Source organism: Pauljensenia sp. UMB3104, assembly GCF_030217285.1.
GTDB lineage: Bacteria > Actinomycetota > Actinomycetes > Actinomycetales > Actinomycetaceae > Pauljensenia.
Genome location: NZ_JASONN010000001.1, coordinates 177,588 through 203,300 on the forward strand (window position 1 = coordinate 177,588; position 25,713 = coordinate 203,300).

At 64.2% G+C, this 25,713-nt stretch carries 21 protein-coding genes; 1 reads left to right on the forward strand and 20 read right to left on the reverse strand.

All coding sequences use genetic code 11. The features are described 5' to 3' along the window. Positions 1–52 precede the first annotated feature (52 nt). The 3 genes from QP415_RS00815 to aspS form a co-directional block, all read right to left on the reverse strand. The gene (locus QP415_RS00815) at positions 53–1,237 is read right to left on the reverse strand and encodes an enterochelin esterase domain-containing protein (protein ID WP_285097971.1); all 1,185 of its coding nucleotides are present in this window, start codon (positions 1,235–1,237) and stop codon (positions 53–55) included. Positions 1,238–1,241: 4 nt separating this feature from the next. Continuing rightward, positions 1,242–1,859, reverse strand: a complete 618-nt coding sequence (locus QP415_RS00820) for an L-threonylcarbamoyladenylate synthase (RefSeq protein WP_285097973.1) — start codon at positions 1,857–1,859, stop codon at positions 1,242–1,244. Positions 1,860–1,933: 74 nt separating this feature from the next. After that, on the reverse strand, positions 1,934–3,739 hold the full coding sequence (gene aspS / locus QP415_RS00825; RefSeq protein WP_285097975.1) for an aspartate--tRNA ligase: 1,806 nt from the start codon (positions 3,737–3,739) through the stop codon (positions 1,934–1,936). 102 nt (positions 3,740–3,841) lie between these two features. Between aspS and QP415_RS00830 the strand changes: the two genes are divergently transcribed. Then, the gene (locus QP415_RS00830; protein ID WP_285097978.1) at positions 3,842–5,257 is read left to right on the forward strand and encodes an MFS transporter; all 1,416 of its coding nucleotides are present in this window, start codon (positions 3,842–3,844) and stop codon (positions 5,255–5,257) included. On the opposite strand, the gene QP415_RS00835 is transcribed toward QP415_RS00830, so the two are convergent. The 17 genes from QP415_RS00835 to QP415_RS00915 all read right to left on the reverse strand — a co-directional run bounded on the left by QP415_RS00835 (position 5,245) and on the right by QP415_RS00915 (position 25,662). After that, positions 5,245–7,425, reverse strand: a complete 2,181-nt coding sequence (locus QP415_RS00835) for a DEAD/DEAH box helicase (protein WP_285097980.1) — start codon at positions 7,423–7,425, stop codon at positions 5,245–5,247. The genes QP415_RS00830 and QP415_RS00835 overlap by 13 nt on opposite strands. A gap of 231 nt (positions 7,426–7,656) precedes the next feature. After that, complete coding sequence (locus tag QP415_RS00840) at positions 7,657–9,246, reverse strand: GTPase (protein ID WP_285097983.1); 1,590 nt, start codon at positions 9,244–9,246, stop codon at positions 7,657–7,659. Continuing rightward, positions 9,243–10,895, reverse strand: coding sequence for a dynamin family protein (locus tag QP415_RS00845; RefSeq protein ID WP_285097985.1), 1,653 nt, complete (start codon positions 10,893–10,895; stop codon positions 9,243–9,245). The genes QP415_RS00840 and QP415_RS00845 overlap by 4 nt, the downstream gene beginning before the upstream one ends. Then, positions 10,896–12,248: a histidine--tRNA ligase gene (gene hisS / locus QP415_RS00850; RefSeq protein WP_285097988.1), complete on the reverse strand. Its 1,353-nt coding sequence runs from the start codon at positions 12,246–12,248 to the stop codon at positions 10,896–10,898. It lies immediately after the preceding gene. Between the two features lie 29 nt (positions 12,249–12,277). Continuing rightward, the gene (locus tag QP415_RS00855) at positions 12,278–12,997 is read right to left on the reverse strand and encodes an MBL fold metallo-hydrolase (RefSeq protein ID WP_285097989.1); all 720 of its coding nucleotides are present in this window, start codon (positions 12,995–12,997) and stop codon (positions 12,278–12,280) included. Position 12,998: 1 nt separating this feature from the next. Next, positions 12,999–14,333, reverse strand: coding sequence for a DUF349 domain-containing protein (locus QP415_RS00860; RefSeq protein WP_016461751.1), 1,335 nt, complete (start codon positions 14,331–14,333; stop codon positions 12,999–13,001). A 166-nt stretch (positions 14,334–14,499) separates the two neighbouring features. After that, positions 14,500–16,800, reverse strand: a complete 2,301-nt coding sequence (locus QP415_RS00865) for a RelA/SpoT family protein (RefSeq protein WP_285097994.1) — start codon at positions 16,798–16,800, stop codon at positions 14,500–14,502. A gap of 77 nt (positions 16,801–16,877) precedes the next feature. Continuing rightward, positions 16,878–17,417, reverse strand: a complete 540-nt coding sequence (locus QP415_RS00870; protein WP_016461753.1) for an adenine phosphoribosyltransferase — start codon at positions 17,415–17,417, stop codon at positions 16,878–16,880. Further along, complete coding sequence (gene secF, locus QP415_RS00875; protein WP_285097998.1) at positions 17,414–18,502, reverse strand: protein translocase subunit SecF; 1,089 nt, start codon at positions 18,500–18,502, stop codon at positions 17,414–17,416. The genes QP415_RS00870 and secF overlap by 4 nt, the downstream gene beginning before the upstream one ends. Position 18,503: 1 nt before the next feature. After that, the gene (gene secD / locus QP415_RS00880; RefSeq protein ID WP_048677587.1) at positions 18,504–20,456 is read right to left on the reverse strand and encodes a protein translocase subunit SecD; all 1,953 of its coding nucleotides are present in this window, start codon (positions 20,454–20,456) and stop codon (positions 18,504–18,506) included. A 26-nt stretch (positions 20,457–20,482) separates the two neighbouring features. Beyond that, positions 20,483–20,896: a preprotein translocase subunit YajC gene (locus QP415_RS00885; protein WP_048677604.1), complete on the reverse strand. Its 414-nt coding sequence runs from the start codon at positions 20,894–20,896 to the stop codon at positions 20,483–20,485. Between the two features lie 179 nt (positions 20,897–21,075). Further along, positions 21,076–22,116 (reverse strand): Holliday junction branch migration DNA helicase RuvB, encoded by a 1,041-nt coding sequence (ruvB, locus tag QP415_RS00890; protein WP_193393968.1) that lies wholly within the window; start codon positions 22,114–22,116, stop codon positions 21,076–21,078. A gap of 4 nt (positions 22,117–22,120) precedes the next feature. Next, on the reverse strand, positions 22,121–22,726 hold the full coding sequence (gene ruvA, locus QP415_RS00895) for a Holliday junction branch migration protein RuvA (RefSeq protein WP_016461758.1): 606 nt from the start codon (positions 22,724–22,726) through the stop codon (positions 22,121–22,123). Positions 22,727–22,779: 53 nt separating this feature from the next. Continuing rightward, on the reverse strand, positions 22,780–23,409 hold the full coding sequence (ruvC, locus tag QP415_RS00900) for a crossover junction endodeoxyribonuclease RuvC (protein ID WP_016461759.1): 630 nt from the start codon (positions 23,407–23,409) through the stop codon (positions 22,780–22,782). Next, a complete protein-coding gene (gene pdxT / locus QP415_RS00905; RefSeq protein ID WP_285098008.1) occupies positions 23,409–24,002 on the reverse strand; it encodes a pyridoxal 5'-phosphate synthase glutaminase subunit PdxT in 594 nt (197 codons plus the stop codon). Before pdxT ends, ruvC begins: the two co-directional genes overlap by 1 nt. After that, positions 23,996–24,898, reverse strand: coding sequence for a pyridoxal 5'-phosphate synthase lyase subunit PdxS (gene pdxS / locus QP415_RS00910; RefSeq protein ID WP_016461761.1), 903 nt, complete (start codon positions 24,896–24,898; stop codon positions 23,996–23,998). Before pdxS ends, pdxT begins: the two co-directional genes overlap by 7 nt. Positions 24,899–24,900: 2 nt before the next feature. After that, positions 24,901–25,662: a YebC/PmpR family DNA-binding transcriptional regulator gene (locus QP415_RS00915; protein ID WP_048677591.1), complete on the reverse strand. Its 762-nt coding sequence runs from the start codon at positions 25,660–25,662 to the stop codon at positions 24,901–24,903. Between the last annotated feature and the right edge of the window lie 51 nt (positions 25,663–25,713).

Consider the following 25,713-nt stretch of genomic DNA (forward strand, 5'->3'; position numbering starts at 1 on the left):
AGGTAAGCCTAACCTATAGATGAGCTGGTGACTCACTCTGTCTCACTGCTGGTCAGCATGTGAGAGGGTCCCATCCATCAAGGGCGCGGACGAGGCCTTCGCGCCACCATGCCACGTCATGCCCACTGCAATAATGGTCGAGCTCCACGGCAGCGCCCTGGCTCCGCAGGAGCTCGACGCAGTCGTCCACCACCGGACGCATGGTCTGTTCCAGCGTGCCCACCTGCAGCCGTAGCTGCACATCCTGGCGCGGCCTCACCGACCCCGCACGCAGGTCACCCATCAGCGTCCCTTCGCCGATGCCTCGCCGCGTTCCTCCCCACCACAGGGACGGAGACTGGGCGACCGCACAATCGAGGGGAAGATCACTGCGCAGCGCCGCTTCCAACACAGCCAGACCGCCGTAGGACTGGCCTGCGACCATCACAGGGCCCGCCCCAGCCTCGTCGCACACTGCGCGTAGCAGCGCCACGACACTGTCCACGTCGGTCAACTCCGCCTCGCGCTCGTCCAGATCTCCCGCGTCGATTGTCACGACGCGCAGGCCGGGATAGCGCCGAGTCAACCAGCCCACGCCATTGCCCCGCCAGATCTCACCGTCGAAGAGGATCAGGGCGCATGTTGGTTCTTGCTCGCCATCATGGACGATCATTCTGCGCTCACACGCAACTCCGAGCCGCGCGCTGACATTCGCCGCGACATCTTCCTCACGCGCCGCACGCATCTCGGGCGACGTCAGATCCTCCGATGGCCACACCACCCGCGCGTCGGGCCCAACGAAGAGCGAAGCCAACTGCCCTCGCCCATTCACAACCGTGAGCGGATTCGATGAATCCGGGCGAGCATCGTCCAGGAAGCGGATCCACTCCCCCATGTCCGTACCCACGCTGGGGTCGAGGCCCCACGGCCCCACAATCACCTTCTGGTAGCTGAGGATCGCATCCGAAGGAAGTGCGCATACGAGCGCCCGAGCATCCCCGTGCCCAGGCCCCATCGACATGCAAAAGTCGTCGAGGTGCTCGCGCGCCCGATCCGTGATCGTGTTCAGGACGACGTAGCAGTCAGCTGCGGCCTGAGCCCCCCACTGGAAGGTCACACGTACGGCGTCAACTCCATCGACGACGAGCCGAGGCCCGACGATCGGGAGCCCGTCGGCGTAGCGATAAATTCCGTCTGACGCCTCCCAGCGCAGCCGACAAAAACCGGTGCGCGAAAAAGCCGATGCGTCGAATGCCACGCGATCAGTCGAACAGCGAAATGTCACCCGCGCCAACGCGCGCGACGACGGCATCCCCACCCGCGAAGTCGATCACCGTGGTCGGCTCGGCGACGCCCACGGGGCCCACAACCACCAGATCGACCTGGTGCCCGATGCGCTCATCCACTTCGAAGCCGTCCGTCAGCGGCTCATCCTCACCCGGCATAATCAGCGTCGAACACGCCAGGGGCTCGCCCAGCGCCTCGACGATCGCCTGCGTGATGACATGATCCGGAATACGCACGCCCACCGTGTGCTTCTTCTTGTTCAACATGATGCGCGGGACCTCCTTGGTCCCCCGCAGGATGAACGTGTAGGGTCCGGGGGTGAGCGCCTTCATAGTCCGGAACTCGTGGTTGTCGATGATCACGAGCTCGCCCAGCTGCGCAAACGAGTGGCACAGCAGCGAAAAATTATGCTTGTCATCGAGCTTACGGATCGATCGGATCGTATCCATGCCCGCCTTGTTGCCGACCTTTGTTGCGATCGCATAACCGGAGTCAGTGGGCAGCGCAATCGTGCCGCCGCGCTCCAGCAGATCAACGACCGTGTTGACCAAACGTGCCTGCGGATTAACCGGGTGCATCTCGACGTACGACATACCCCTATTGTGCACGAAACCCCCACCGGTCGGTGACCAATGGGGGTTCCGTGGACAAGGTCACGGCTCGAGAATTACTTCTCGGATTCCTCGGATGCTTCCTCGCCGCGCTTCTTCGGCTTCGCATCGACGCCGGCTTCCTTACGCTGCGCGGGCGTAATCGGCGCCGGAGCCTCAGTCAGCGGGTCGAAGCCGCCGCCGGACTTCGGGAAAGCGATGACGTCGCGGATCGACTCGGACTTCGTCAGCAGCGAGACGATACGGTCCCAACCAAAGGCCACGCCACCATGCGGCGGAGCGCCGAACTTGAAGGCATCGAGCAGGAAGCCGAACTGTGCCTGAGCCTCTTCCTCACCGATACCCATGACGTTAAACACGCGGTTCTGAATGTCGCGACGGTGGATACGGATCGAGCCGCCGCCGATCTCGTTGCCATTGCAGACGATGTCGTAGGCGTAAGCCAGCGCGTTACCCGGATCCTTGTCGAAGGAGTCGATCCACTCGGGCTTGGGCGAGGTGAACGCGTGGTGGACGGCCGTCCAGGCACTGTGGCCCAGTGCGACGTCGCCCTCGGCCTCGGCATCACCGGTGGGCTTGAAGAGCGGCGCGTCGACAACCCAGGTGAACGCCCAGGCATCGGGATCGATGAGGTTGCAGCGCTTGCCGATCTCAAGGCGAGCAGCGCCGAGCAGCTCACGCGACGGGGTCGGCTTGCCAGCTGCGAAGAAGATGCAGTCACCAGGCTTGGCACCGGTAGCGGCAGCAAGGCCCTCACGCTCAGCCTCGGTGATGTTCTTCGCAACGGGGCCACCCAGCGTGCCATCCTCGGCGATCGTGACGTAGGCCAGGCCCTTGGCGCCGCGCGCCTTGGCCCATTCCTGCCACTTGTCGAACGTACGGCGCGGCTGCGAGCCACCACCGGGCATGACGACAGCACCAACGTAGGGGGCCTGGAACACGCGGAAAGTCGTGTCCTTGAAGTACTCGGTGAGCTCGGTCAGCTCCAGGCCGAAGCGCAGGTCAGGCTTGTCCGAACCGTAACGCTCCATCGCATCCTTGTAGGTCATGCGGGGAATCGGCGTGGTCAGGTCGTATCCGATCAGGGCCCACACGTTCTTCAGGACGTCCTCGGCGACCTCGATAACGTCGTCCTGGTCCACGAAGCTCATCTCGATATCGAGCTGGGTGAACTCGGGCTGACGGTCCGCACGGAAGTCCTCGTCGCGGTAGCAGCGAGCAATCTGGAAGTAGCGTTCCATGCCGGCCACCATGAGCAGCTGCTTGAAGAGCTGAGGCGACTGGGGCAGAGCGTACCACGAACCCGGGGAGAGGCGGGCCGGAACGATGAAGTCACGGGCACCCTCGGGGGTCGAACGGGTCAGGGTCGGGGTCTCGATCTCGACGAAATCGCGGGCGTAGAGTGCCTCGCGGGCGGCGCGGGAAACCTTCGAGCGCAGACGGATCGCGTACTGCTCAGGCTCACGACGCAGGTCGAGGTAGCGGTACTTCAGGCGCGTTTCCTCGCCGACGTTGCCGGAATCTTCAGCATTGGAGGACACCTGGAACGGCAGAGGCGCACTGGTGTTCAGGATTTCGATGTCGTCACCCATGACCTCGATGGCGCCGGTGGCCAGGTGCGGGTTCTCATTGCCCTCGGGGCGAGCGCAGACCTCGCCGGTGACCTTGAGGACGAACTCGGAGCGCAGCTCGTGGGCGACACGCTCGTCGCGGACGACAACCTGGGCGATGCCGGACGCGTCGCGCAGGTCGATGAACGCCACGCCACCGTGGTCACGACGACGATCCACCCAGCCGGTGAGCGTCACGGTTTGACCGACCAGGTCGGTGCCGAGGGTTCCAATGTTGTGAGTGCGAAGCACTGTGATTCCTTTCGTTGTTACCATCCGCGAGACAGGCGGCGGCATTGTTATTGTACGCCTGCCCACCGAAGAGTCGCGCGTGCCGCGAGTAGGATAGTCACCATGCCCGCCGACGATTCTTCCCCTTCCACTACCCGCGCCACCTGGACTCCAGCTGAAATCGGACTGGCAATCGGCTCGGTTCTCCTCATCACACTCGTTGCTTTCGAGGAACTCGCAGCCACAACGATTATGCCCACGGTCGTCGCCTCTTTCGACGCCGCTGCGTGGTATCCGATCGCCTCGGGAGCCGCCTTGGCGACGCAGCTCAGCGCGACCGTCGTCGCAGGGGCCCTCGCTGACTGGAAGGGACCGCGTCCGGTGTTGCTCGCGGGCCTGGCCCTCTTTGCCGTTGGTCTTGTGGTGTGCGCGTTCAGCTCCCACGTCACGGTTTTCGTCATTGGGCGCGCCCTCCAAGGACTAGGAGGCGGCCTCCTGATCGTTCCGCTCTATGTTCTTGTTGGAGCGGTTGCGTCTGCCCGTCATCGCCCTTCGTTCTTCGCGTCGTTCTCCTTGGCATGGGTCCTGCCGTCTCTGGTTGGCCCCGCGATCGCAGGACACGTCACCGAAGTATGGGGTTGGCGTTACGTGTTCGGTGTCGTTCCACTGTTTGTTGCGATCGCTGCTGTGCCCATCGCCTACGTTCTCCGCTCCCTGCCGACTGCCCAAGGACAGCGCTCCCCTGTCCTTGCGGCGCTCTCGCGTGACGCCGGTTTGGTGGGAGTCGGCGTCATGGCGCTCCAGCTGGCGGGTGCGCTTACCTCGCGATTGGCACAGTTCGCGGTCTTCGCCCTCGGCGCGTGCATCACGGTGTGGGCACTGCCTCGACTCCTCCCGCGCGGCACGTTCCGATCCCGTCGGGGTATGCCGTCGGCAATCCTCGCAAGGCTGTGCGCAATGGCTTCCCAGGTGGGTCTCGCAGTCATGATTCCGCTGATTCTGCAGCGGGTACACGGGTGGTCCGAGGCCTCTTCTGCCTGGTGGGTTACCCTCGGATCGATCACATGGGCCATCGGCGCGGTCGGCCAAGCGCGCGTTCACGATCCGCAGCTGCGACGCCGACTCCCGGTCGTCGGCGGCGCAATGATGGCGGTCGGAGCGATCCCCGTGGGTGCTCTGCTTCTTCCGTCAATTCTGGTGTGGGTGGCCCTCGTCGGCTGGCTTCTCGTCGGCCTGGGCGTCGGTCTCGTTCACGCTCCCCTGTCCGTCATGGCGCTCGAGGTGACGCCCGAGGCCAAGCACGGGCGCGTCTCATCGTGGCTACAGGTCGCGGATTCAGCAGGACCCGCACTCGAACTCGCCCTCGTCTCAGTAGCCATGAGCGCGTGGGCCGCCACCGCCACGGTGGGCGGGGCGGCCTACGCTCCCTACTGGGTAATTGCTGCTGTGCTTGCGATCCTCACCGTGGTCGCCGTGACGCGGCTGCGTCCCGCACCGGGATGCTCCACGGATGAGGCAGCTAGCACTCAGTCGTCGTAACGACGCTTGCCGAAGTGGCGGCGTCCGCCCTCGCGGCCTCCGTCGCGGTCCCAACCGCCGTCGCGGCCACCCTCGCGTTCACGGCGAGCACGCTTGATGTCTTTCTCCCAGCGCTCGGTGCGAACGCTGCGACGAGGACGCGACCCGTCGCCCTTTTCGAAGCGGTGCGGACGTTTCTCGTCGCGGTCCCCAAAACGCCCCTCGCGGTCGCCATAGCCACCGCGACCACGGTTATCGCGATCATAGTCACGGCGGTCGCGGCGCTCGAAACCGTCATGATCGCCATGGGAGCGCCCGCCGGGGCCCTCGTCCACGCGGATGCGCAGCTGGCGGCCCGACACGTATCCCTTGGAGATACGAGAGAGCTGCTCGCCGGACAGGTCCGCCGTGATGTCGACCAGCGAGAAGGTTGGGTAGATCTCGATATTGCCGATATCGCGACCATCGATACCACCCTCGCCTGCAATCGCGCCGACGATGGAACCGGGCTTCACTCGGTCCTTCTTGCCGACCTCGATGCGGTAACGCGTACCGGAACCGGGTGCCAGGCGACCGCCCCCACGACGACGAGCGCCATTGGCACCGCCCTTGATCGGACGATCCTTATCGCGGCCGGCCTCGAAAGTTGCGCCGACGAACTCGCCGGACTCGTCCAGCTGTTCCTCGCGGCGAATCTTGCCGTTACCGCGCCGATCCTTCTCGACACGCGGTGCCGGGCCCTCGTCTCCGACAGCGGTGGCCATCAGCGCCGCAGCGACGTCTTCGACGGAGACCTCATCGCCGAGTTCGGCCAGCAGGCGCTTGTACATGTCGAGGCGACCGCGCTCGATGCGCGCTGAGAGGCCCTCAAGGAGGCGGCTGGCGCGGAATTCGGAGACGGCTGCGGGTGAGGGAATCTCGACCTCTTCCATCTCAGTGCCCGTCAGCTTCTCGATGCGGCGCAGGCGACCGTGCTCCCGCGGAGTGAAGAACGTGAGTGCTCGGCCCTCACGACCCGCGCGGCCGGTGCGGCCGATGCGGTGCACGTAGGCCTCGGGCTCACGAGGAACATCAAAGTTAACGACGAGTGAGATTCGTTCGACGTCGAGGCCTCGGGCAGCCACGTCGGTCGCAACCAGCACGTCCAGGGAACCGTTCTTCAGACGCTCAACCATGCGCTCGCGCTCGGTCTGGGCGACGTCACCGGAAATGCCAGCCGCGCGGAATCCGCGACCCGAGAGCTCCAGTGAGACCTCTTCGACGTCGGCGCGGGTGCGCACGAACACGATGGCGGCGTCGGCCTCTTCCTGGCCTTCCTTAATGTGCTGAGCGCGCGTGGCAAGCACACGAGAAAGCGCCCCAATCTTGTGCTTGTAAGGCACAACGGCATACGTCTGATGGATCGTATCCACCGTGGAGGACTCGGTGGAGACCGCAACCTTCACCGGATCCTTCAGATGCTCACGCGCAACCTTCTCAATCGCGGCGGGCATCGTCGCGCTAAACAACGCGGTCAGGCGATCATCCGGGGCACTCGACGCGATCGTCTCGACGTCCTCGGCAAAGCCCATGCGCAGCATCTCATCGGCCTCGTCGAGGACCAGCATGCGCACGTGCGACAGATCCAGCGCGCCCTTCTCGATAAGGTCGATGACGCGACCCGGCGTGCCAACGACGACCTGAGCGCCGCGCTTGAGCGCACCGATCTGGGGGCCGTAGGGCGAGCCGCCGTACACGGGAACAACGTCGAGGCGGGCAGTACGAGCAGCAAAATCCTCAATCGCCTGGGCGCTCTGCATGGCGAGCTCACGGGTGGGAGCCAGAACGAGAGCCTGCACGTCGCGCTCGTCGGCATCGACAATTGCCAGCAGTGGCAGGCCGAAAGCCGCGGTCTTACCGGTACCAGTCTGGGCAATGCCGACGACGTCACGCAGCTCCAGCAGCGGCGGGATGGCAGCTGCCTGAATCGGGGTGGGGACGCGGAATCCCATGTCGGTGACCGCAGCAAGAATTTCCTCGGGCAGACCGAGGCTCGCGAAGGTCACGGTGTTCTTCTCTTCCTCGTCCGTATGCTCATCAACACGGTCATCGTCGAGAGTACTATCGTCATCGAAATCATCGATGTGATCGGCAATCTCCGTCATTTCGCGCTCGGCGTCAGCGCGGTCCTTGAAATCGTCAGAGGGCATAATTCATCCTTGCGTCGTGCAATCGGTGTCAGCAAAACCATCGGGGCGGGCCATCTCGGCTCCTCAGCGCGGCCTCACCCATAACAACAAATCCCGCATCCCGCGGGCACCATAACAAGGGGCAGCGCCTCATCGCTACGTTTAGCTTACTCGCCAGACAGGCGCGACGGAGCGCGTGGTCGGCCAATTCACTGTTCTACTGCTGTCAGACGACAGCGAGCACCCCGCGACTCACAGGTGCAAACGCGCGATAAAGGAAGCGATCATCACCTGCCGGCTATCTTCGGCGCGCACCGGTGCGACGACCGCACGCTCCACCTCATCACGGCACAGTCCCCTCAGATCGCGAATGACTGCCCGTCGGCGGCGACCCGCAGCCCACCGAGCCACTCCTCGATTAATACCCGCGAGAATCACGGTCACGAGAAGCGACACGCCAACGAGCGCCGTGGGAGCGGGAACGGGACCGAGCGCCGGAACCTGCCAGTCGATGAGCACGGCGCGCCCCAGGTGAACGAGGCCGATCCAGGCGGCGCCGACGAGACACACGACCCAGGCCAGCATCTGCAACCCACCGAGGAAACGAGCGGCCGCAGGAGCCCCCGTTGCCACCTGCATGTTATCCGCGACCTCACGGTGAGCAGCAGCCGGAACATCGCGCGCACCCTCCAGTGCCCGCTCCACCAGCCGAGCGCGCCATGCCGGGGGACGTCCAGAAGAGCGCTCCCCTACCTCGCGACGCACAGCATTAACAAACGCGGCCTCATCCGACGGGGAACGTGTGGGCAGTGTCGGCGTCGTCGCCCCCTCTACACGAGAGTCCTCATCCAGGTGGAGGCGACGCAACGGATCAGCGCCCAGACGCGCAATCCAGCGAAGCGGAAGCCAACCACCCGCTCGCCGACCCGCACGCATCGTGGAGGCGGCCACTGCCTCGGCGATGATCGGCGCACCCGCCAGGTCCGCAGCAGCGGAACACAGGTCCGACGCCATGCCATCGGTCTCAATGCCGCGGACGGTTCCGTCGATCCCCACAGCGTCTCGAATCAGCACCGCAGCCTCGCGGAGCCCCTGGCGTGCCCGAGCGGCCTGGCGCGACACGCGTTCCGTCTCTTTCGACAGATGCTTCACGAGCGCAGGCATCCCCTCGCCGGTCGTTGACGCAACGGACAGGACCGTCGCGTCTTCCATTCCCCGCTCGGAGAGGAGACGCCGCAGGTCTCGCTCGATCGCCTCACGCTCGGGGGCGCCGACGGTATCAATGTGCGTCAGCACGACAGTCACCGACGCATGGGAGGAGCGCAGCCGGGCGAGCCACTCGTCATGCAGCCTTGCGTCCGCATACTTCTGTGGGTTCACGACAACCACGAGCGCATCAACGCGCAAGGCGAGGCGCTCCGCGATATCCGCATGCCCGGTCTCGATCGAATCAATATCGGGCATATCGATAACAACCGTGTCTCCAGGCAGAGCGCGGGGAGCCTCCACCCGCCGGGCAATTCCCAGCCACCCGAGCAATTCCTGCGGCTCACGGCCACGCGGAAGTACAGCGCACGGCTCGTTCGTGGTCGGACGTCGAACGCCAGCGGTCACGACCTCTCCCCCGCTCAGAGCATTCACCAGCGACGACTTACCCGCACCCGTCCCGCCCAGCATACCGATCACGCACCACGTCGGATCGATCTCGCTGCGCTCGGAGGTAATGTCGATCAACTGACGAATCTTGGAGAGTGTGGCCTCATCGATATCCGGAGAAGCCAGCGTGCAAATGTGATCAAGCTCTGAGGCCGCCGACGCAACAGTGCCCTTCGAACGCCTCATGCCAGGACCTCCCGAGCATCCCCCAGCGCTTGCTCCAGCGCATCCAACCGCACGCCCTCGTCGGAGCGATCCAACAGTGCGGACACGGGCTCCACCACATCACTCAGGGACGCAGCCGCGAGCCGCTCCAGCGCATCGCGAGCCTGCTCAGCCAGAGAGCGGACAGTTCGCTCACCGAAATATGCCTCCAGGACCGTCTGTGACAAAGCCGCCGATGCGCCCGCGATACCAACCTCAACACCAGTAAGACCGCCGGTCATCGTAAAAGCTGCCACCATGAGCGAGACAGTGACAACGTTGATGCCGCCAGCGAGCATGCGCCCGCTAACACGCGAGGACTCCGCCTGCGCGCGAATGAGCTCCGTAACCTCGCTCGTCCACTCTTGAGCCACGCGACGCGCACGCTGAGCCACCGCATCGACGTCGAGAAACTCGTCGAACGATGATGTATCAACGAGCGAACGCGCCCTGCGAACAGACTCCTGCCACGCGCGGTGGTACTGATCAGCGAGCCGCTGAGCAAGGCCCCCCGTCAGGTCACGCTGAACCTGCACGTCCGGGGCAGCCTGGCCGCGAATAGCACCCATGAGGCGTGAGCTCAATCCGGAAAAGACACGCGAGACGGTCTTGGTCATGTCCCATGATCCGAGGACCTCAGCAATGCGAGCACTAACCTCCCCACGCAGTACGTCATCACTCGACGAGGAGGATGCTTCCCGAGCGTAGGAGGAGATGAGCTGGCGCACGTCCTCACTCGCAGCCTCAAACTCACGGTTGCGTTCTCTCGCAGCCTCAAGCGCGTGAGCCGTTTCCTGCAACGATGAAGATACCGCACCCGAGAGCGAACGACGCACGATGGCCGCACGCTCTTGCGCGTCTCGCCCAATCGACTCCAGGTATGCACCGATCGGCGCAATTGCTGCAGCAGGAAGGCGTCCATCCGTCAGCGGCTGCTCCTCGACCGTCACGATCATGACCTCGCCCAGGCCACGCTGGCGCGCCAGGGACGCCAGGTCTTCGCGAACCTCCTCTGCGGCCCCGACGGGCACGCGGTTGAGTACGATCGCGACGCGCAGTCCGCGGCTCCCGGCTTCTTCCAAGTGTTTCCAAGCCACCGCATCCGCGTAACGAGCCGCAGTGGTCACAAACACCCACAGGTCGGCGCCATCGAGCAGTTCTGAGGCCAAGCGCCGATTTCCGTCCTCGACGGAATCGATATCTGGAGCATCGACGATGCCCACTGTCGGCCACAGAGTCTCCTCGACCGCGATTGTGATCGCATCGAGGCTGTCCCCGCCCGAGCCCTCGCTCTTGGCCAGGCGCGGCAGTACACGATCCGACATGAACCAATCGCGCTGCTGCGGGGAGCAGATCAACACGGGGCGACGCGTCGTCGGACGCACCGCTCCTGCTCGACTCACATTGCGGCCCAGCAGCGAATTCACGAGCGTGGATTTACCCGACCCAGTCGACCCACCGACGACGATCAGCAGCGGCGCGTCGGCGTCCTCGAGCCGAGGCAGAACAACGTCCTGCAGACGGCGCAGTGCACGTTGCGCGTCACCACGGCTCCCCTGGGGCATAGCCTCCAAGGACTGTTCGAGGGCACCCGCCCACACGCGGGCTGCCTCCACCGACGTGAGCGGCACTCAGTCCATCACTTTCTCGACCGAGGGAACCGCATCCGCCGCCGGGATCGTCCAGGTCGCGGGATCAGCTTCCACCTGCTCGCCGCTGCGAATGTCCTTCACCGTGTCCGATTCGCCCTCGTCGCCCGGGAACCAGACGAAGGGGATGCCGCGCTTATCGGCGAACTTGATCTGCTTGCCGAACTTCGCGGCGCTGGGAGCGACATCCGTCGAGATACCGCGCGAACGCAGCACAGCCGCAATCGCCTCGGAACGCTCACGCTGCTCCTCGGTGATAACCGCGACGACAACGGCCGTGGGCACCTTGCGAGAGGCCTTGACCATCGGTGCCGAGATCATTCGAGACACGAGCCGCGAGACGCCGATCGACAGGCCAACGCCCGGGTACGTGCGCTTGCCATCCTTCGCAAGCGAATCGTAGCGACCACCCGAGCAGATCGAGCCGAGGTCCTCGTGACCTTCGATTTCAGACTCGTAGACGCTGCCCGTGTAGTAGTCGAGGCCGCGCGCGATCTTCAGGTCGGCGACGACTGCGCCGGGCATCCGCTTATTCGCGGTGTCCAGCAGCTCGGTCAACTCACGCAGGCCTTCTTCGAGCAGTTCCCCACCCACGCCGAGGCCAGCCAAGCGATCCCGGATCTCAGCAGAATCGGACGTACGAATCTGCGCCATCTGCAGCAGCACGTTCGCCTGATCGCCATCGATGCCAGACTGGGCGAGCTCAGCGGCCACGCCCTCCGGGCCGATCTTGTCGATCTTATCCAGGCCGCGCAGAGCAGCCTCAACGTCCGTCACGCCAAGGGACTCGCACACGCCCTGGACGACCTTGCGGTTGTTGACGAGCACGCGCACAGGCGGGATCGGCAGGTTGTTCAGGGCCTCGGCCATCACCAGCGGCAGATCGACCTCGAAGTGGAAGGGCAGCTCTCCGTTGCCAACGACGTCGATATCCGCCTGCGTGAATTCACGGAAGCGACCATCCTGAGGACGCTCGCCGCGCCACACCTTCTGGATCTGATAGCGCTTGAACGGGAAGTCCAGTTCGTTCGCGTTCTCCACCACGTAGCGGGCGAAGGGAACGGTCAGGTCGAAGTGCAGACCCATGCCTTTGTCCTTGGGTGCACGAGCACCCGAAGCCGCGGCCTTCAGCGCCTGCAGTCGATCCAGAACATAGATCTCCTTGGAGGTCTCACCCTTGGCTTCCAGCTGCTCCAAGGTCTCGACCGCCCGGGTTTCGATACCCGCAAACCCGTGCAATTCAAACACGCGCCGCAGCTCGTCAAGGACATGCATCTCAATGATGCGGCCCTCCGGGAGCCATTCGGGGAAACCTGACAGGGACGTGCGAGCCATGAAGCTTTCTTTCTGTGAGGGAGGAGGCGTTAGCCGATACGGCGTGCGCGAATCAGATATTGATTCGAGGTTATCTCATCCGCCAGCGTCGTGGCCGGACCGTGTCCGGGCACAAGGACCGTGCGTGGGTCAAGAGCGTTGGAAATCGTACGCAACGAATGACGCATTTGCGTTTCATCACCACCGGGCAGATCGGTACGTCCGACGCTGTCTTTGAAGAGGACGTCGGCGCTCAACGCCCACGGGACCGTCTCCGTCGAGGAATAGAAGGATTGATTATTCACGCGGATATCCAGCGGGCTCTCACCCAGGAAGACCGCGGATCCCTCGGTATGGCCGGGAGCAGGGACCATGCGCAGCCACACGCCGGGCACCACTTCGAAGGAATCGGTGGACGCCTCACGTAGGTCGGTGGGCTTGACCCACTGCCCAACGAAATCCGGCAACGGCATGGGAAGGAACGAGGCCGGGTCATCCATGCGGTACATGTCGGGGCCCGGCAGGTAGACCGGCACGCTCGAACAATCAGGGCCCCACGAGGACACCGCAGCGGCATCCCAGACGTGGTCGGGATGGCCGTGGGTGAGCAGAACCGCGCCCACGCTCACACCCTCACGCTCAAGGACCTCACGAATCAGGTGCTGGATACCGGCCGACGGATCGACGACAAGGGCTGTGCCCGCCCCGGAAGGGACGAGCACAAGCCCATTCGCCGCGTAGAAGGGCGACGGAATAACGTGAAGACGCATGTCACTCCATGGACGAGGAGATTTGCGCGAGCCACGACCGCTTGGTCTCAAGGGCTTCACGAACGCTCTGCGCGGCCTTCTCATCACCCTTGGACTCGGCATCGGCGAGGGACCGCTCGAGCTGAGCGATCTGTTCCTCAAGCTGACCAACCATGCCGGCGGCACGGGCGCGGGTCTCCGGGTTCGTGCGACGCCATTCCTTTTCTTCCGCTTCGCGCACGGCGGCCTCGACAGCGCGCAGGCGACCCTCGACGCGGTGCAGGTCGGAGGAAGGCACGCGACCCACCTCTTCCCAACGGTCCTGAATCTGGCGCAGCTGTGCCTTGGCTCGTTCAATGTCGGTCACCGGCAGGATCGCCTCTGCGTCCACGAGGATGGCTTCCTTGGCCACGAGGTTCTCGCGGTACTCAGCATCCGTGGCCTCATCCTTGGCGCGACGGGCGTCGAAGAAAACCTGCTGAGCGGCGCGGAAGCGGGCCCACAGCGCATCGTCTTCCTTGCGGGAGGCGCGCGGGGCAGCCTTCCAACGGTTCATCAGCTCGCGGTAGGCGCCGGAGGTACGCGACCAATCCTCGGAGGAAGACAGGGCCTCGGCCTCGGCGATCAGAGCCTCCTTCACACGCTTTGCTTCAGACTGAGCCTGGTCAAGCTGGGAGAAGAACTGACGGCGGTGACGGTCAAACTGGGTACGCGCAGAGGAGAAGCGCTTCCAGAGCTCGTCCTCCACGGCCTTCTCCAGGCGGGGGCCGCGGCGCTGAAGGGTCTTCCACTCTTCAAGGAGGTCACGCAGCGTCTGGCCGGACTGCTTCCAGTGCGTCTTCGCGGGATCCTGCGCAACAATCGCCTCGGCACGCTCAACCACCGCGGTGCGTTCGGCAAGAGCCTGGGCCTTGGCAGCCTTACGTTCCTCGCGGGCCACCTCCTTGCGCTCCTCGGCAGCCTTCTCGACGGCCGCAACGCGCTCGCGCAGCGCCTGGATATCACCGATGACGTTCGGAGAGGCGACCTGCTCGCGCAGCGTCGCGAGGGTCTGGTCGATGTCGCGCGGGCTCAGGCTCGCCAGCCGATCCTCGAAAAGCTTGATCGTCGCTGCAAGGTCGGCGTAACGGCGCTCGTAGAGAGCGTAGGGAGAAGCGGGAATGCCCTCGGGGAAGCCGCCGATGACGCGCTCCTCGTCTCCATCCTTGACATAGACGGTCCCATCCTCGCCAATACGGGCGAAGGGATGATCGGGCACCTCGGACGCTGCGATCGTCGTCGAGGAGGCAACATCCTCAGGCGTCGAGGGAGCAGCTTCGGGAGCAGTTTCGTTATTCGGAATCGGCGTCGTGGTCACGATATTCCTTCTAAGACGAGGGCTTACGCCCGGCGCGGGTGTGTGCCGATGTGACACACGCTTCTAGTGTGTCACATCTAACGAGGAGGGGAAAGTGCATCACCCGAAAAGGGGACGGATGTAACACCCTTTTCCCGCTGACCGGCGCAGGCCACCCCCGCCTCGTCTATGAGTCGGCGCCGATGCGCACCGCCTCGAAGACGCCGTCGACCCGACGCAGGGCGGAGAGGACTGCATTGAGATGACCGAGATCAGCCAGCTCGAAGGAGAAGTTTCCCGAAGCAACCTGATCCCCGTCGGTCTTGAGTGCGGCCGCGAGGATATTGACGCGATAGTCGGACAGGACGCGCGTCAGATCGGACAGCAGGCCGCCGCGATCGAGCGCACGTACCTCGATCTGAACGCGGAAAGGAGCCCCGAGCCCCTTCTCGTTCCACGACACATCAACGAAACGCTCAGGCTGCAGCTGGCCCAAACGCACCGCGTTCGCGCACGTGGAGCGGTGCACCGACACGCCCTGGCCGCGGGTGATGAAGCCGACGATGTCATCCCCGGGAACAGGAGTGCAGCACTTGGCGAGCTTCACCCAGATGTCGTTAGGACTCAGTCCGGCGACCGTAATCGCCGCATCGCCGCTATGCTCCGAGCGAGGCTTCTGCGTGCCCGGCGTCACTCCCTCGGCAAGCGTCTCCTCCGTACCGTCTCCCCCACCCAGGTTGTCGACGAGGCGGGTCACAACGTTTTGCGCGGAAATATGTCCTTCCCCGACAGCCGCGTACAGTCCGGATACGTCCGGATATCCGAACGACGTCGCTACCGACAGAATCGAGTCGTGATTCATCAGGCGCTGAAGAGGCAGGTTCTGCTTGCGCATCGTGCGAGCCAACGCTTCCTTGCCCGCCTCGATGGCTTCCTCGCGGCGCTCCTTCGAGAACCACGCCTTGATCTTGGAACGCGCACGCGGGGATGCAACGAAAGCAAGCCAATCGCGAGACGGACCCGACTTGTCCGACTTCGACGTCACGACCTCGACCGTCTCACCCGACTCCAGGCGCGTATCGAGCGAGACAAGACGTCCGTTCACCTTCGCGCCCACGGTGCGGTGCCCGACCTCCGTGTGCACGGCGTAGGCAAAATCAACGGGAGTCGCGCGCGCGGGCAGGACGATGACCTGTCCCTTCGGCGTAAAGACGTACACCTCGTCGCCGGCAATCTCATAGCGCAGCGAATCCAGGAACTCTTCGGGGTCACCCGTCTCGCGTTCCATCTCCACCAGAGCACGCAACCAGTTCGCCTGCTCGTCCGAGCTCATCCGATCGGAATCGCCACCGGTAGCATTCGGGTTCTGCTTGTACTTCCAGTGCGCCGCTACGCCATGCTCGGCGCGCTCGTGCATGTCGAACGTGCGGATCTGGATCTCCACAGGCTTGCCACCCGGACCGATCACCGTCGTATGCAGGGACTGGTACAGATTGAACTTCGGCATCGCGATGTAGTCTTTAAAGCGACCCGGGATCGGATTCCAGCGCCCATGCAACGACCCCAGGACTCCATAGCAGTCCTTGATCGACTCTACGAGGACCCGGACCGCAACCAGGTCAAAGACCTCGTCGAATGCCTTCCCACGCACGATCATCTTCTGGTAGATCGAGTAGTGGCTCTTCGGGCGACCACTCACCGTCCCCTTCGTACCCGAGCGCCGCAGATCCTCCTCGATCTGGTCGATGATGTCGCGCAAGTACTCCTCACGCTGCGGAGCGCGCTCGGTGACAAGGCGGTCGATCTCCTCGTAAATCTCCGGATACAGTGTCTTAAAGGACAGCTCCTCAAGCTCCCACTTCACCATGTTCATGCCGAGCCGGTGAGCGAGCGGCGCGTAAATTTCGAGGGTCTCCTGGGCCTTCTTCGCCGCCGACTTCGCAGGTACGAAGCGCCACGTCCGGGCGTTGTGCAGGCGGTCCGCCAACTTGATGAGGAGGACACGGATGTCGCGACTCATCGCGACAAGCATCTTGCGCAGGGTCTCGGACTGTGCAGCAGCCCCGTAGTGCACCTTGTCGAGCTTGGTGACACCATCCACGAGGTTGGCAATGGCTTCTCCGTACTCGGCAGCCAGCTGTTCGAGGGTGTAGTCCGTATCCTCGACTGTGTCATGCAGCAGCGCGGCGACCAGCGTCGGCGTCGTCATACCCATCTCTGCGAGGATGGTCGCGACAGCAACCGGATGGGTGATATAAGGCTCGCCAGACTTGCGCATCTGTCCGCGATGATGTTCCTCAGCGGTGCGGTACGCACGCTCAACGACGCTGATATCCGCCTTCGGATGATTTGCGCGCAGCGCACGCACAAGCGGCTCAATCTCAGGGATCGTGGCACGCCCTCGCGAGCCAAACCACACGAGGCCGGAGCGCACCCGGGAACCAGCCGCCGGAAGCGCGGAGCCTGTTGTCATGTCGTCGCTGCTCATGGCCCCATGATAGCGACGAACGAGCGGGTCCGGGGATCAGACGATCCCCGGACCCGCTCATTGTCAAGAAGCGACACTCAGAGGTGAAGCGCGCTCTCCACCGTCACGTCCGACAGCACCGAGCGACCGCCCAGCGCGTCGAGTTCCAGCAGAACGGCGACGGCCTCGACGGACGCACCGCACTGACGCAGCAGCCTGACCGCTGCGTTTGCGGTACCACCAGTGGCGAGCACGTCGTCAATAATGAGGACACGCTGGCCCTCGTGGACGGACTCCGGATGCATTTCCATGCGGGCCGTGCCGTACTCGAGCTCATAATCGACGCCGATTACGTGGCCGGGCAGCTTGCCGGCCTTACGGATCGTCAGCATGCCGAGTCCGAGTTCGGCTGCCACGGGGGCGCCGAGGATGAAACCGCGCGATTCCAGGCCCGCGACGGCGTCGATACGGCCCTCGTAGCGCGCACCGATCAGCTCGACCAGTTCCTTGAATGCCGGACCGTTCGCGAACAGCTCGGTAATGTCACGGAACAGGACACCGGGCTCTGGGAAGTCCGGAATCTCCAGAAGGTTACTACGCACCAGGGCGGCGACGCGGTCGCCAAGCTCACCGATCATCGATGATTCTTCTTCCTGTGGGGCTGGTTCTCATTACCCAGACGCTGTCCGGGCTTGATCGGAGCCACCTTGACGGACTTCGGAGTGGAAGCCTCGCCGGCGGCGGTGCGGTAGTCGCGCTCATGTGCGACCGCCGCGTTGTGCTCGCGGGTCTTGTTCGAGAGCTCCTGGAAAGTCACCAGGAGCGGCGACGCGATGAAGATCGACGAGTAGGTACCGGCGATCATGCCGACGAACAGAGCCAACGAGATATCCACCAGGGTACCGGGGCCCAGGGCCACGGAACCGATAATAAGGATCGCACCGACGGGGAGAAGCGCCACAACCGATGTGTTGATCGAGCGAACCATCGTCTGGTTGACCGCAAGGTTCACGTACTCGGCGAAGGTGTAGTGCTTCTGGTCGTAAACGTCCGAGGTCAGCTCGCGCACCTTGTCGAAGACGACGACGGTGTCATAGAGCGAGTAGCCCAGAATCGTCAGGAAGCCGATGACAGTCGCGGGCGAAACCTCAACCTGGAGGATCGCGAAGACGCCCACGGTGACAGCGATATCGTGCAGCAGCGCCAGGAGCGCGGAGGCAGCCATGCGCCACGAACGGAAGTAGACGGTCATCAGCAGGGCAACGAGGGCCATGAAGATCGCGAGCGACTGCGCGGCCTTGGTGGTGACCGACGAGCCCCAGGAGGGACCGATCGAGGAGGACTGAACCTCGGAGGCATCGACGCCGTAGGCGCCGGCCAGGGCCTCACGCATCTGCGCGGTCTGCGCGGAGTCGAGAGAGGTGGTCTGAATGCGCACGGAGTCAGAACCCACGCGCGTCACCTTCGGGCTGCCCTCAACGAGGCCGCTCGAGCTGACCGCACGCAGTGCGAAGGACTCGCTCTGGTCGCTCACGTGAGCGACGTCGAACTGGGAACCACCGGTGAACTCGATCGAACGGTTGAGGCCAAGGATCGCGACGAGCGCGAAACCCACGACGATCACGCCCGCGGCCAGACCAACGAAGATCTTGCGCTTGGGAATGACAGCGTAGGACTTGTCGCCCGAGTACAGGGCGTTGCCCCACTGAGCAAAACTCATCATGTCAGTTCTCCTCTTCCTCGGTCGCGACCGTCGCGTCATCTGTCGATTCACTCGACGAGGCTTCCTCTGCCTCTTCCTGCGCCTTCGCGGCAGCAAGGCGCGCCGCACGGCGGCGCTCGGCGATGGACAGCCCGTCCCCGGCCTCGTCATCCTTGTTCTTGGAGGCGGAATCGCCACGAGCGACCACGCGCCCACGGCCCGCGTACACGAGGGAGCTCTTCGCACCCAGGTGTTCGGGGTCCAGGCCAGAGAACTTGTGACCTTCGCCGAAGAAGCGAGTACGGATCAGCAGCTCCATCATCGGGTGAGTGAACAGGAAGATCACCGCAATATCGATGATCGTCGTGACACCGAGCGTGAAGGCGAAGCCCTGAACGCCACCCACAGCAAGCAGGTAGAGGACCACGGCAGCGACCAGGTTGACAGCGTCGGAGACGAGGATGGTGCGCTTGGCGCGATCCCAACCCTCTTCGACAGCAGCCTGCAGCGGTCGGCCATCACGCACTTCATCGCGAACACGTTCGAAGTACACAATAAAGGAGTCAGTCGTCACGCCGATTGCCATAATCAGACCAGCGACACCCGCCAGCGACAGGCGATAGCCCATCGCCCACGACAGCAGCGTAATCACCAGGTAGGTGATAACCGAGGCCACCACCAGGGAGCCCGCCGAGATGATTGCCAGGCCGCGGTACTGCCAAATCAGGTAGAGGATGACGAGCAGGAAGCCGATGAGGGCTGCCCACAGGCCAACCGTCAGGTGATCGGTACCGATTGTCGCCGAGATCTGCTGTTCGGACTCGACCTCGAAGTTCAGCGGCAGCGAACCGAAACTCAGCTGATTCGCGAGGGTGGACGCCGACTGAGCGGTGAAGTTACCGGTGATCTCAGCCTGTCCGTTGGGGATGATCGCGTTCATCGAGGGGGCCGTGATAACCGTACCGTCGAGGACGACCGCGAAGGAGTTACGGTCGGGACGGCCCTGGTAGAACGAGGAACCCGAGGGGTCAGACTCGTGGAATCCGTAGAGGATGGTGGAGGTTTCCTTGAACTTCTCCGTGCCCGCGTCGTTGAACTGCAAGGAGACCGCCCACTGGCCGGTGGTCTGTCCGTTGCTGTTGCGCGCAAGGCCGGCCGTCGCAGTCTTCAGATCCGAACCCGGCACCGCCACGGGGCCCAGGATGTACTTGATCTGGCCGGACTCGTCGCAGGCGGCATAGGGCTTGTCGGACGCTCCCTCGACGTGCTTCACGTCGGCCGCAGCCGAGCAGTCAAGCGTCAGGAAGTCGTACATGACCTGTTCGGTGATCCACGCCAGATCGGACGCGTTCTCCGGGGTCGTCGCAGGAGTATCGGACAGGACACCGTCATGGTTGGTGTCAGCAATGCCCATCGCGGTCGACGCATCCAGGGCGGTGGACTGCACGCCAGACTGGGCTGCTTCGGTCGCCGGGGCACCAGACTGGGCACCCGACTGCTCACCGGACTGAGCACCCGACTGTTCGCCGGACTGCGGCGTGCCCGTCTGCGATGGCTGCTGGTTCTGGATGACGCCCTGGGCTGCGCCGATGCGCAGGACAGGACGGAAGTTCATCTGCGAGGACGAACGAATCAGGTCCAGCTGCTCCTGAGAGGGCGTGCCGGGGATCGACACCATGATGTTCGAGTTACCCATCGAAGTAATCTCGGACTCGGACACGCCGGAGGCGTCGATACGGTTACGAATAATCGAGATCGCCTGGGTGATGTCCTCTTCGGTAATCTCGCGCTGCCCGTCGCCCGTCACGGTCGGGGTCAGGATGAGCTGAGTACCGCCCTTCAGATCGAGGGCGAGATCGGGATACGGAGACACGCCCTCAGTGAAGTGCCCGATCGCAAGTGCCGCACACGCCGCCACGATGGAGACGGTGAGGGTCACGAGCGCGCGCACGGGGCGTCGCTTATGTGATGCCACGGTTCTACTTTCCGTTCAGCCTTGACTTACTTCTGCTGCTCGTCGGGCTCGTTGTTGAAGAAATCATCGTTGGTCGGCTCGTCGAGGCCAAGGACCGTCTCGTCCTCGTCCGTCGTCTCGTCCGCACCAGCGGTCTCGAGCGTGTCCTTCTGCTCTGTGTCGGCGAGGGGTGGCTGACCGCCGATTTCGGCGATCATTTCACGCTCCCAGTACATCTCGTGCCCGTCGGTGGTCTCCAGGACGATGATGTCGCCGTCAAGGTCAACAAAACGACCCCAGAAGCCGACGCGGGTACGAACCCATTCTCCGGGCTTCACGGCGGCAAGCTGGTCGCGCTTTTCCTGCTCCATCTTCGCCATCTGCTTCTTGCGGGAGGAAGATGTCCACCACATAAAAGCGACCATGACGACGATCAGGATCACGAGGGTGTAGTTGTTCATAAAGGCTGATTCACTTTCGATGACGGTCAGGCGCTTGAAGCGCACCTTGCCAGTCTAATGCCCGAGGAGGGTTTTAGCCTAAGTGATCAAGGAGTGGCGCGGCGCGCGTATCACCCGAGCCTCTTTGACACCGCCAGGTGCGGCTGTGGCCAGCCACGATGAGTACGAGGCCCACTCCCCTAGTCGAAGAGCGCCCCGTCCGGCGCGGGCGGGTTGAGCCCGAGGTGCGCCCACGCCTTGGGGGTTGCCATGCGTCCTCGGTTGGTACGGACGAGGAACCCTTCGCGTACGAGGTAGGGTTCTGCGACCGTTTCGACCGTTTCTGCTTCCTCGCCGATCGTGACGGACAGGGTCGTGAGGCCAACTGGGCCTCCCGCAAAACGGCGGCAGATCGCGTCGAGGACGGCTCGGTCGAGGCGATCAAGGCCTGACGGATCGACCTCGAAAAGCTCAAGAGCGCCACGCGCGGCCTCGAGGGTCAGCTGCCCGTCACCGTGCACCTGGGCGTAGTCAACGACGCGACGCAGGAGACGGTTCGCGATACGGGGAGTGCCGCGCGAACGCGACGCGATCTCGTGCGCGGCTTGCGCATCGATGGGCGATCCGAGCAGCGAAGCGGAACGGGTCACGACGGACTGAAGCTCGTCGGTCTCGTAGAACTCAAGGTGGGCCGTAAAGCCAAAGCGGTCACGCAGCGGGGCGGGCAACAGGCCAGAGCGCGTTGTCGCACCGACGACCGTGAAGGGCGGGAGCGTCAGCGGAATCGACGTCGCTCCGGGCCCCTTGCCCACGACGACATCGACGCGGAAGTCTTCCATTGCGAGGTAGAGCATTTCCTCGGCTGTGCGCGCGAGACGGTGGATCTCATCGATGAACAGGATGTCGCCTTCTTGGAGGCCAGACAGGATCGCCGCCAAGTCGCCCGCATGCTGGATCGCCGGTCCGGAGGTCAGGCGCAGGGAGGTTCCCATTTCGGCGGCGATGATCATGGCGAGCGTCGTTTTGCCCAGCCCCGGAGGGCCCGCAAGCAGGACATGGTCGGGGCTGGCTGAACGCATACGCGCGGCATCGAGAACCAGCTGGAGCTGTCCTCGCACGACCCGCTGCCCCACGAACTCTGAGAGCTTCTTGGGGCGCAGCGCGGCCTCGGCCGCACGTTCCAGCTCCCCCGCGTCGGGAGCGACGATGCGCATCGCATCGACGTCGAAACCCGAATCCATCTGATCAGCCACGTCCGCCTCCCAAGCTCACGAGAGCGGCGCGCAGCATGTCCGAAGCACCGAGGCCACTGCCCGCCAGCTTCTCGATCGCCTTGGCGGCCTGAGCCTCGGACCATCCGAGACCAACCAGGGCGGCGCTCACTTCGGAGGCCACCGCATCCTCAGTGGGCGCGGGAGCAGCGGCGGTTTCTCCGCCCGGCAGGGCCGCAGGGGTTCCAAGCTTATCGCCGATCTCGAGCGCCATGCGCTGGGCCGATTTCTTACCCACACCGGGAATACGCTGGAGAGCCGCCAGATCCTGGTCACGCACGGCGCGGCGCAGGTCATCGGGACGCAAGACCGCCAGGGCTGCCAGCGCGATCTTCGGGCCGATACCCGAGACCGACAGGAGCTTCGTGAACACGTCGCGCTCATCCGCGGACTCGAAGCCGTACAGGGTCATTGAGTCCTCGCGCACGATCATGGACGTAAACACCGTCATCTCCGCGTCGCGGGAAGCACCCTGCGCGAAAGCCGGCGTCACATGCACGCGGAAACCAATGCCACCGACGAGGATATCGATGTGGTCGAGGCCGACGCTCGCGACAGTGCCGCGCAGAATGGAGATCACTGCGTTCCTTTCGTTCATGGATCGCCCACACACGGGCGAACATATGTACGATTCTAGCCGCGCCTACGCCTCGGATCGACGGCACCCGTTCGGCGTTGCGCGGCCTGGGCCTCGGCCCACGCCCGTTGAGCGGGCGTCATCGATCCACGAGCAGTCAGGCGACCCGAGATCGAAACGGCCACCGACGAGTCCTCGGGAGCACCGAGGAGCCCTGTCCCCCGCCACGCGTGCGTAATCGCAATGGCCAGCGCATCGGCGGCGTCGGCAGGTTTGGGAGCTTTCGCGAGCCCGAGGATGCGCGCGACCATCGCCTGCACCTGCGCTTTATCAGCGTTGCCATTTCCCGAAACAGCAGACTTCACCTCGGAGGGCGTATGCACTGCCATCGGCAGTCCGGCGCGACCGACGCAGGTCATCGCTGCCCCCATGACCTGCATCGTGGTCGTGACCGACTGCAAGTTATCCTGTGCAAAGACGCGCTCAATAGCAACGACCTCCGGCTCGTAGCGTTCGATGACGCTATCGATCGCGTCCGCGATGGTACGGAGGCGAAAGTGCGTCGCCAAGTCCTTATCGGTGCGGGCAACCCCGACGTACACGAGCGAGGCGCGCCGCGACGCATCGACGTCGACGACGCCGAGGCCGCACCGCGTCAGGCCCGGGTCGATGCCCATGACGCGCATCAGGCGCGCTTCACCATATCGACGAACATCGCGTGAATACGGTCGTCCCCACCCACCTCGGGATGGAAAGACGTCGCCATCACGTTGCCGCGTCGCACCGCGACGATTGGACCGTCAGCGCTGTTGCCGGCACGCGCGATCACCTCGACGCCCTCACCCACAGACTCAACCCACGGAGCGCGGATAAAGACGGCATGGAACGGACCACCCTCAAGACCCACGACATCCAGGTCTTCCTCGTAGGAGTCGACCTGGCGACCGAAGGCATTGCGGCGCACAACCATGTCGAGCGCACCGAAAGAACGCTGGTCCGCTCGACCGTCCAGGATCGACGAGGCGAGCATGATCATGCCCGCACACGTCCCGTACACGGGCATGCCGGAGCCGATGCGTTCAGTCAACGTGTCAAACAGCCCAAAAGACAGGAGGAGATTCGACATGGTCGTCGACTCACCGCCCGGGATGACCAGGCCGTCAACCTGCTCCAGTTCGCAAACCCTTCGCACAAGCAGCGCGCGGGCGCCGGAGTTTTCCAGCGCCCGCACATGCTCTGCGACGTCGCCCTGAAGGGCGAGAACGCCGATGGTCACCATCCGCGCTCCGCGAGACGGTGATCGACGGGAAGGTCGTCGACGTTAATGCCGACCATGGCCTCGCCCAGACCGCGGGAGACCTCGGCGATGACGGACGGGTCGTCGTAGAAGGTCGTGGCCTTGACGATGGCGGCCGCGCGCTTGGCGGGGTCACCGGACTTGAAGATGCCCGAGCCGACGAACACGCCCTCGGCGCCGAGCTGCATCATCATGGCAGCATCGGCGGGGGTGGCGATGCCACCGGCCGTGAACAGCACGACGGGGAGGCGCCCCTCGCGGGCGACCTCGGCGACGAGCTCGTAGGGGGCCTGCAGTTCCTTGGCCGCGACGTACAGCTCGTCCTCGGGCAGGGAGGTCAGGTGGCGGATCTCGTCGCGAATCTTACGCATGTGCGTGGTCGCGTTGGAGACGTCGCCGGTGCCGGCCTCGCCCTTGGAGCGGATCATAGCCGCGCCCTCGTTGATGCGGCGCAGCGCCTCACCGAGGTTGGTTGCACCGCACACGAAGGGGACGGTGAAGTTCCACTTGTCGATGTGGTGGCTGTAGTCGGCGGGGGTGAGGACCTCGGACTCGTCGATGTAGTCGACGCCGAGGGACTGCAGGACCTGCGCCTCGACGAAGTGACCGATGCGGGCCTTGGCCATCACCGGGATCGACACGGCGTCGATGATGCCTTCGATCAGATCCGGGTCAGACATGCGGGCCACGCCACCCTGCGCGCGGATGTCGGCGGGGACGCGCTCGAGAGCCATGACGGCCACGGCGCCCGCGTCCTCGGCGATCTTCGCCTGCTCGGGGGTGACGACGTCCATGATGACGCCACCCTTGAGCATCTGGGCCATACCGCGCTTGACCTGCGGGGTGCCGACCTCGCGCTTAGCGGTCGAATCGCTCATGTTCACTCCTGCTCTTCCAGCTGGGCACGAACCTCGTCCGACAGGGACATGTTCGTGTAGATGTTCTGCACATCGTCGGAGTCCTCGAGGGCGTCGATGAGCTTGTTGACCTTGAGGGCACCCTCGAGATCGAGCTCGACCTCGGTGGAGGCGACGAACTGGACTTCGGCGGAGTCGTAATCGATGCCGGCTTCCTGCAGGGCGGTACGCACGGCGACGACGTCCTTGGGGTCGGACTCGATGACGAAGAGCTCGCCGGCGTCCTCGACTTCTTCAGCACCCGCGTCCAGGACGGCCATCATGATGGATTCCTCATCCACACCGTCGGCAGCGGGCACCTCGACGATGCCACGACGCGAGAACAGGTAGGACACCGAACCCGGGTCGGCCAGCGAGCCGCCGTGACGGGTGAAGCCCAGGCGAACGTCGGAAGCCGCACGGTTACGGTTATCCGTCAGACACTCCACGAGGAAGGCGACACCGTTGGGGCCGTAACCCTCATACATGATGGTCTCGTAGTTAGCGCCACCGGCCTCGGCACCGGAGCCACGCTTGACGGCGCGGTCGATGTTGTCGGCGGGGACGGAGTTCTTCTTCGCCTTCTGAATGGCGTCGTACAGGGTCGGGTTGCCAGCGGGGTCGCCGCCGCCCGTGCGAGCTGCAACCTCAATGTTCTTGATGAGGCGCGCGAAGAGCTTGCCGCGCTTGGCGTCAATGGCGGCCTTCTTGTGCTTGGTGGTCGCCCACTTAGAGTGTCCCGACATCACTTCTCCCTGTTGGGTGGATAGATACCGCCACATTCTAACGCGTCTGCG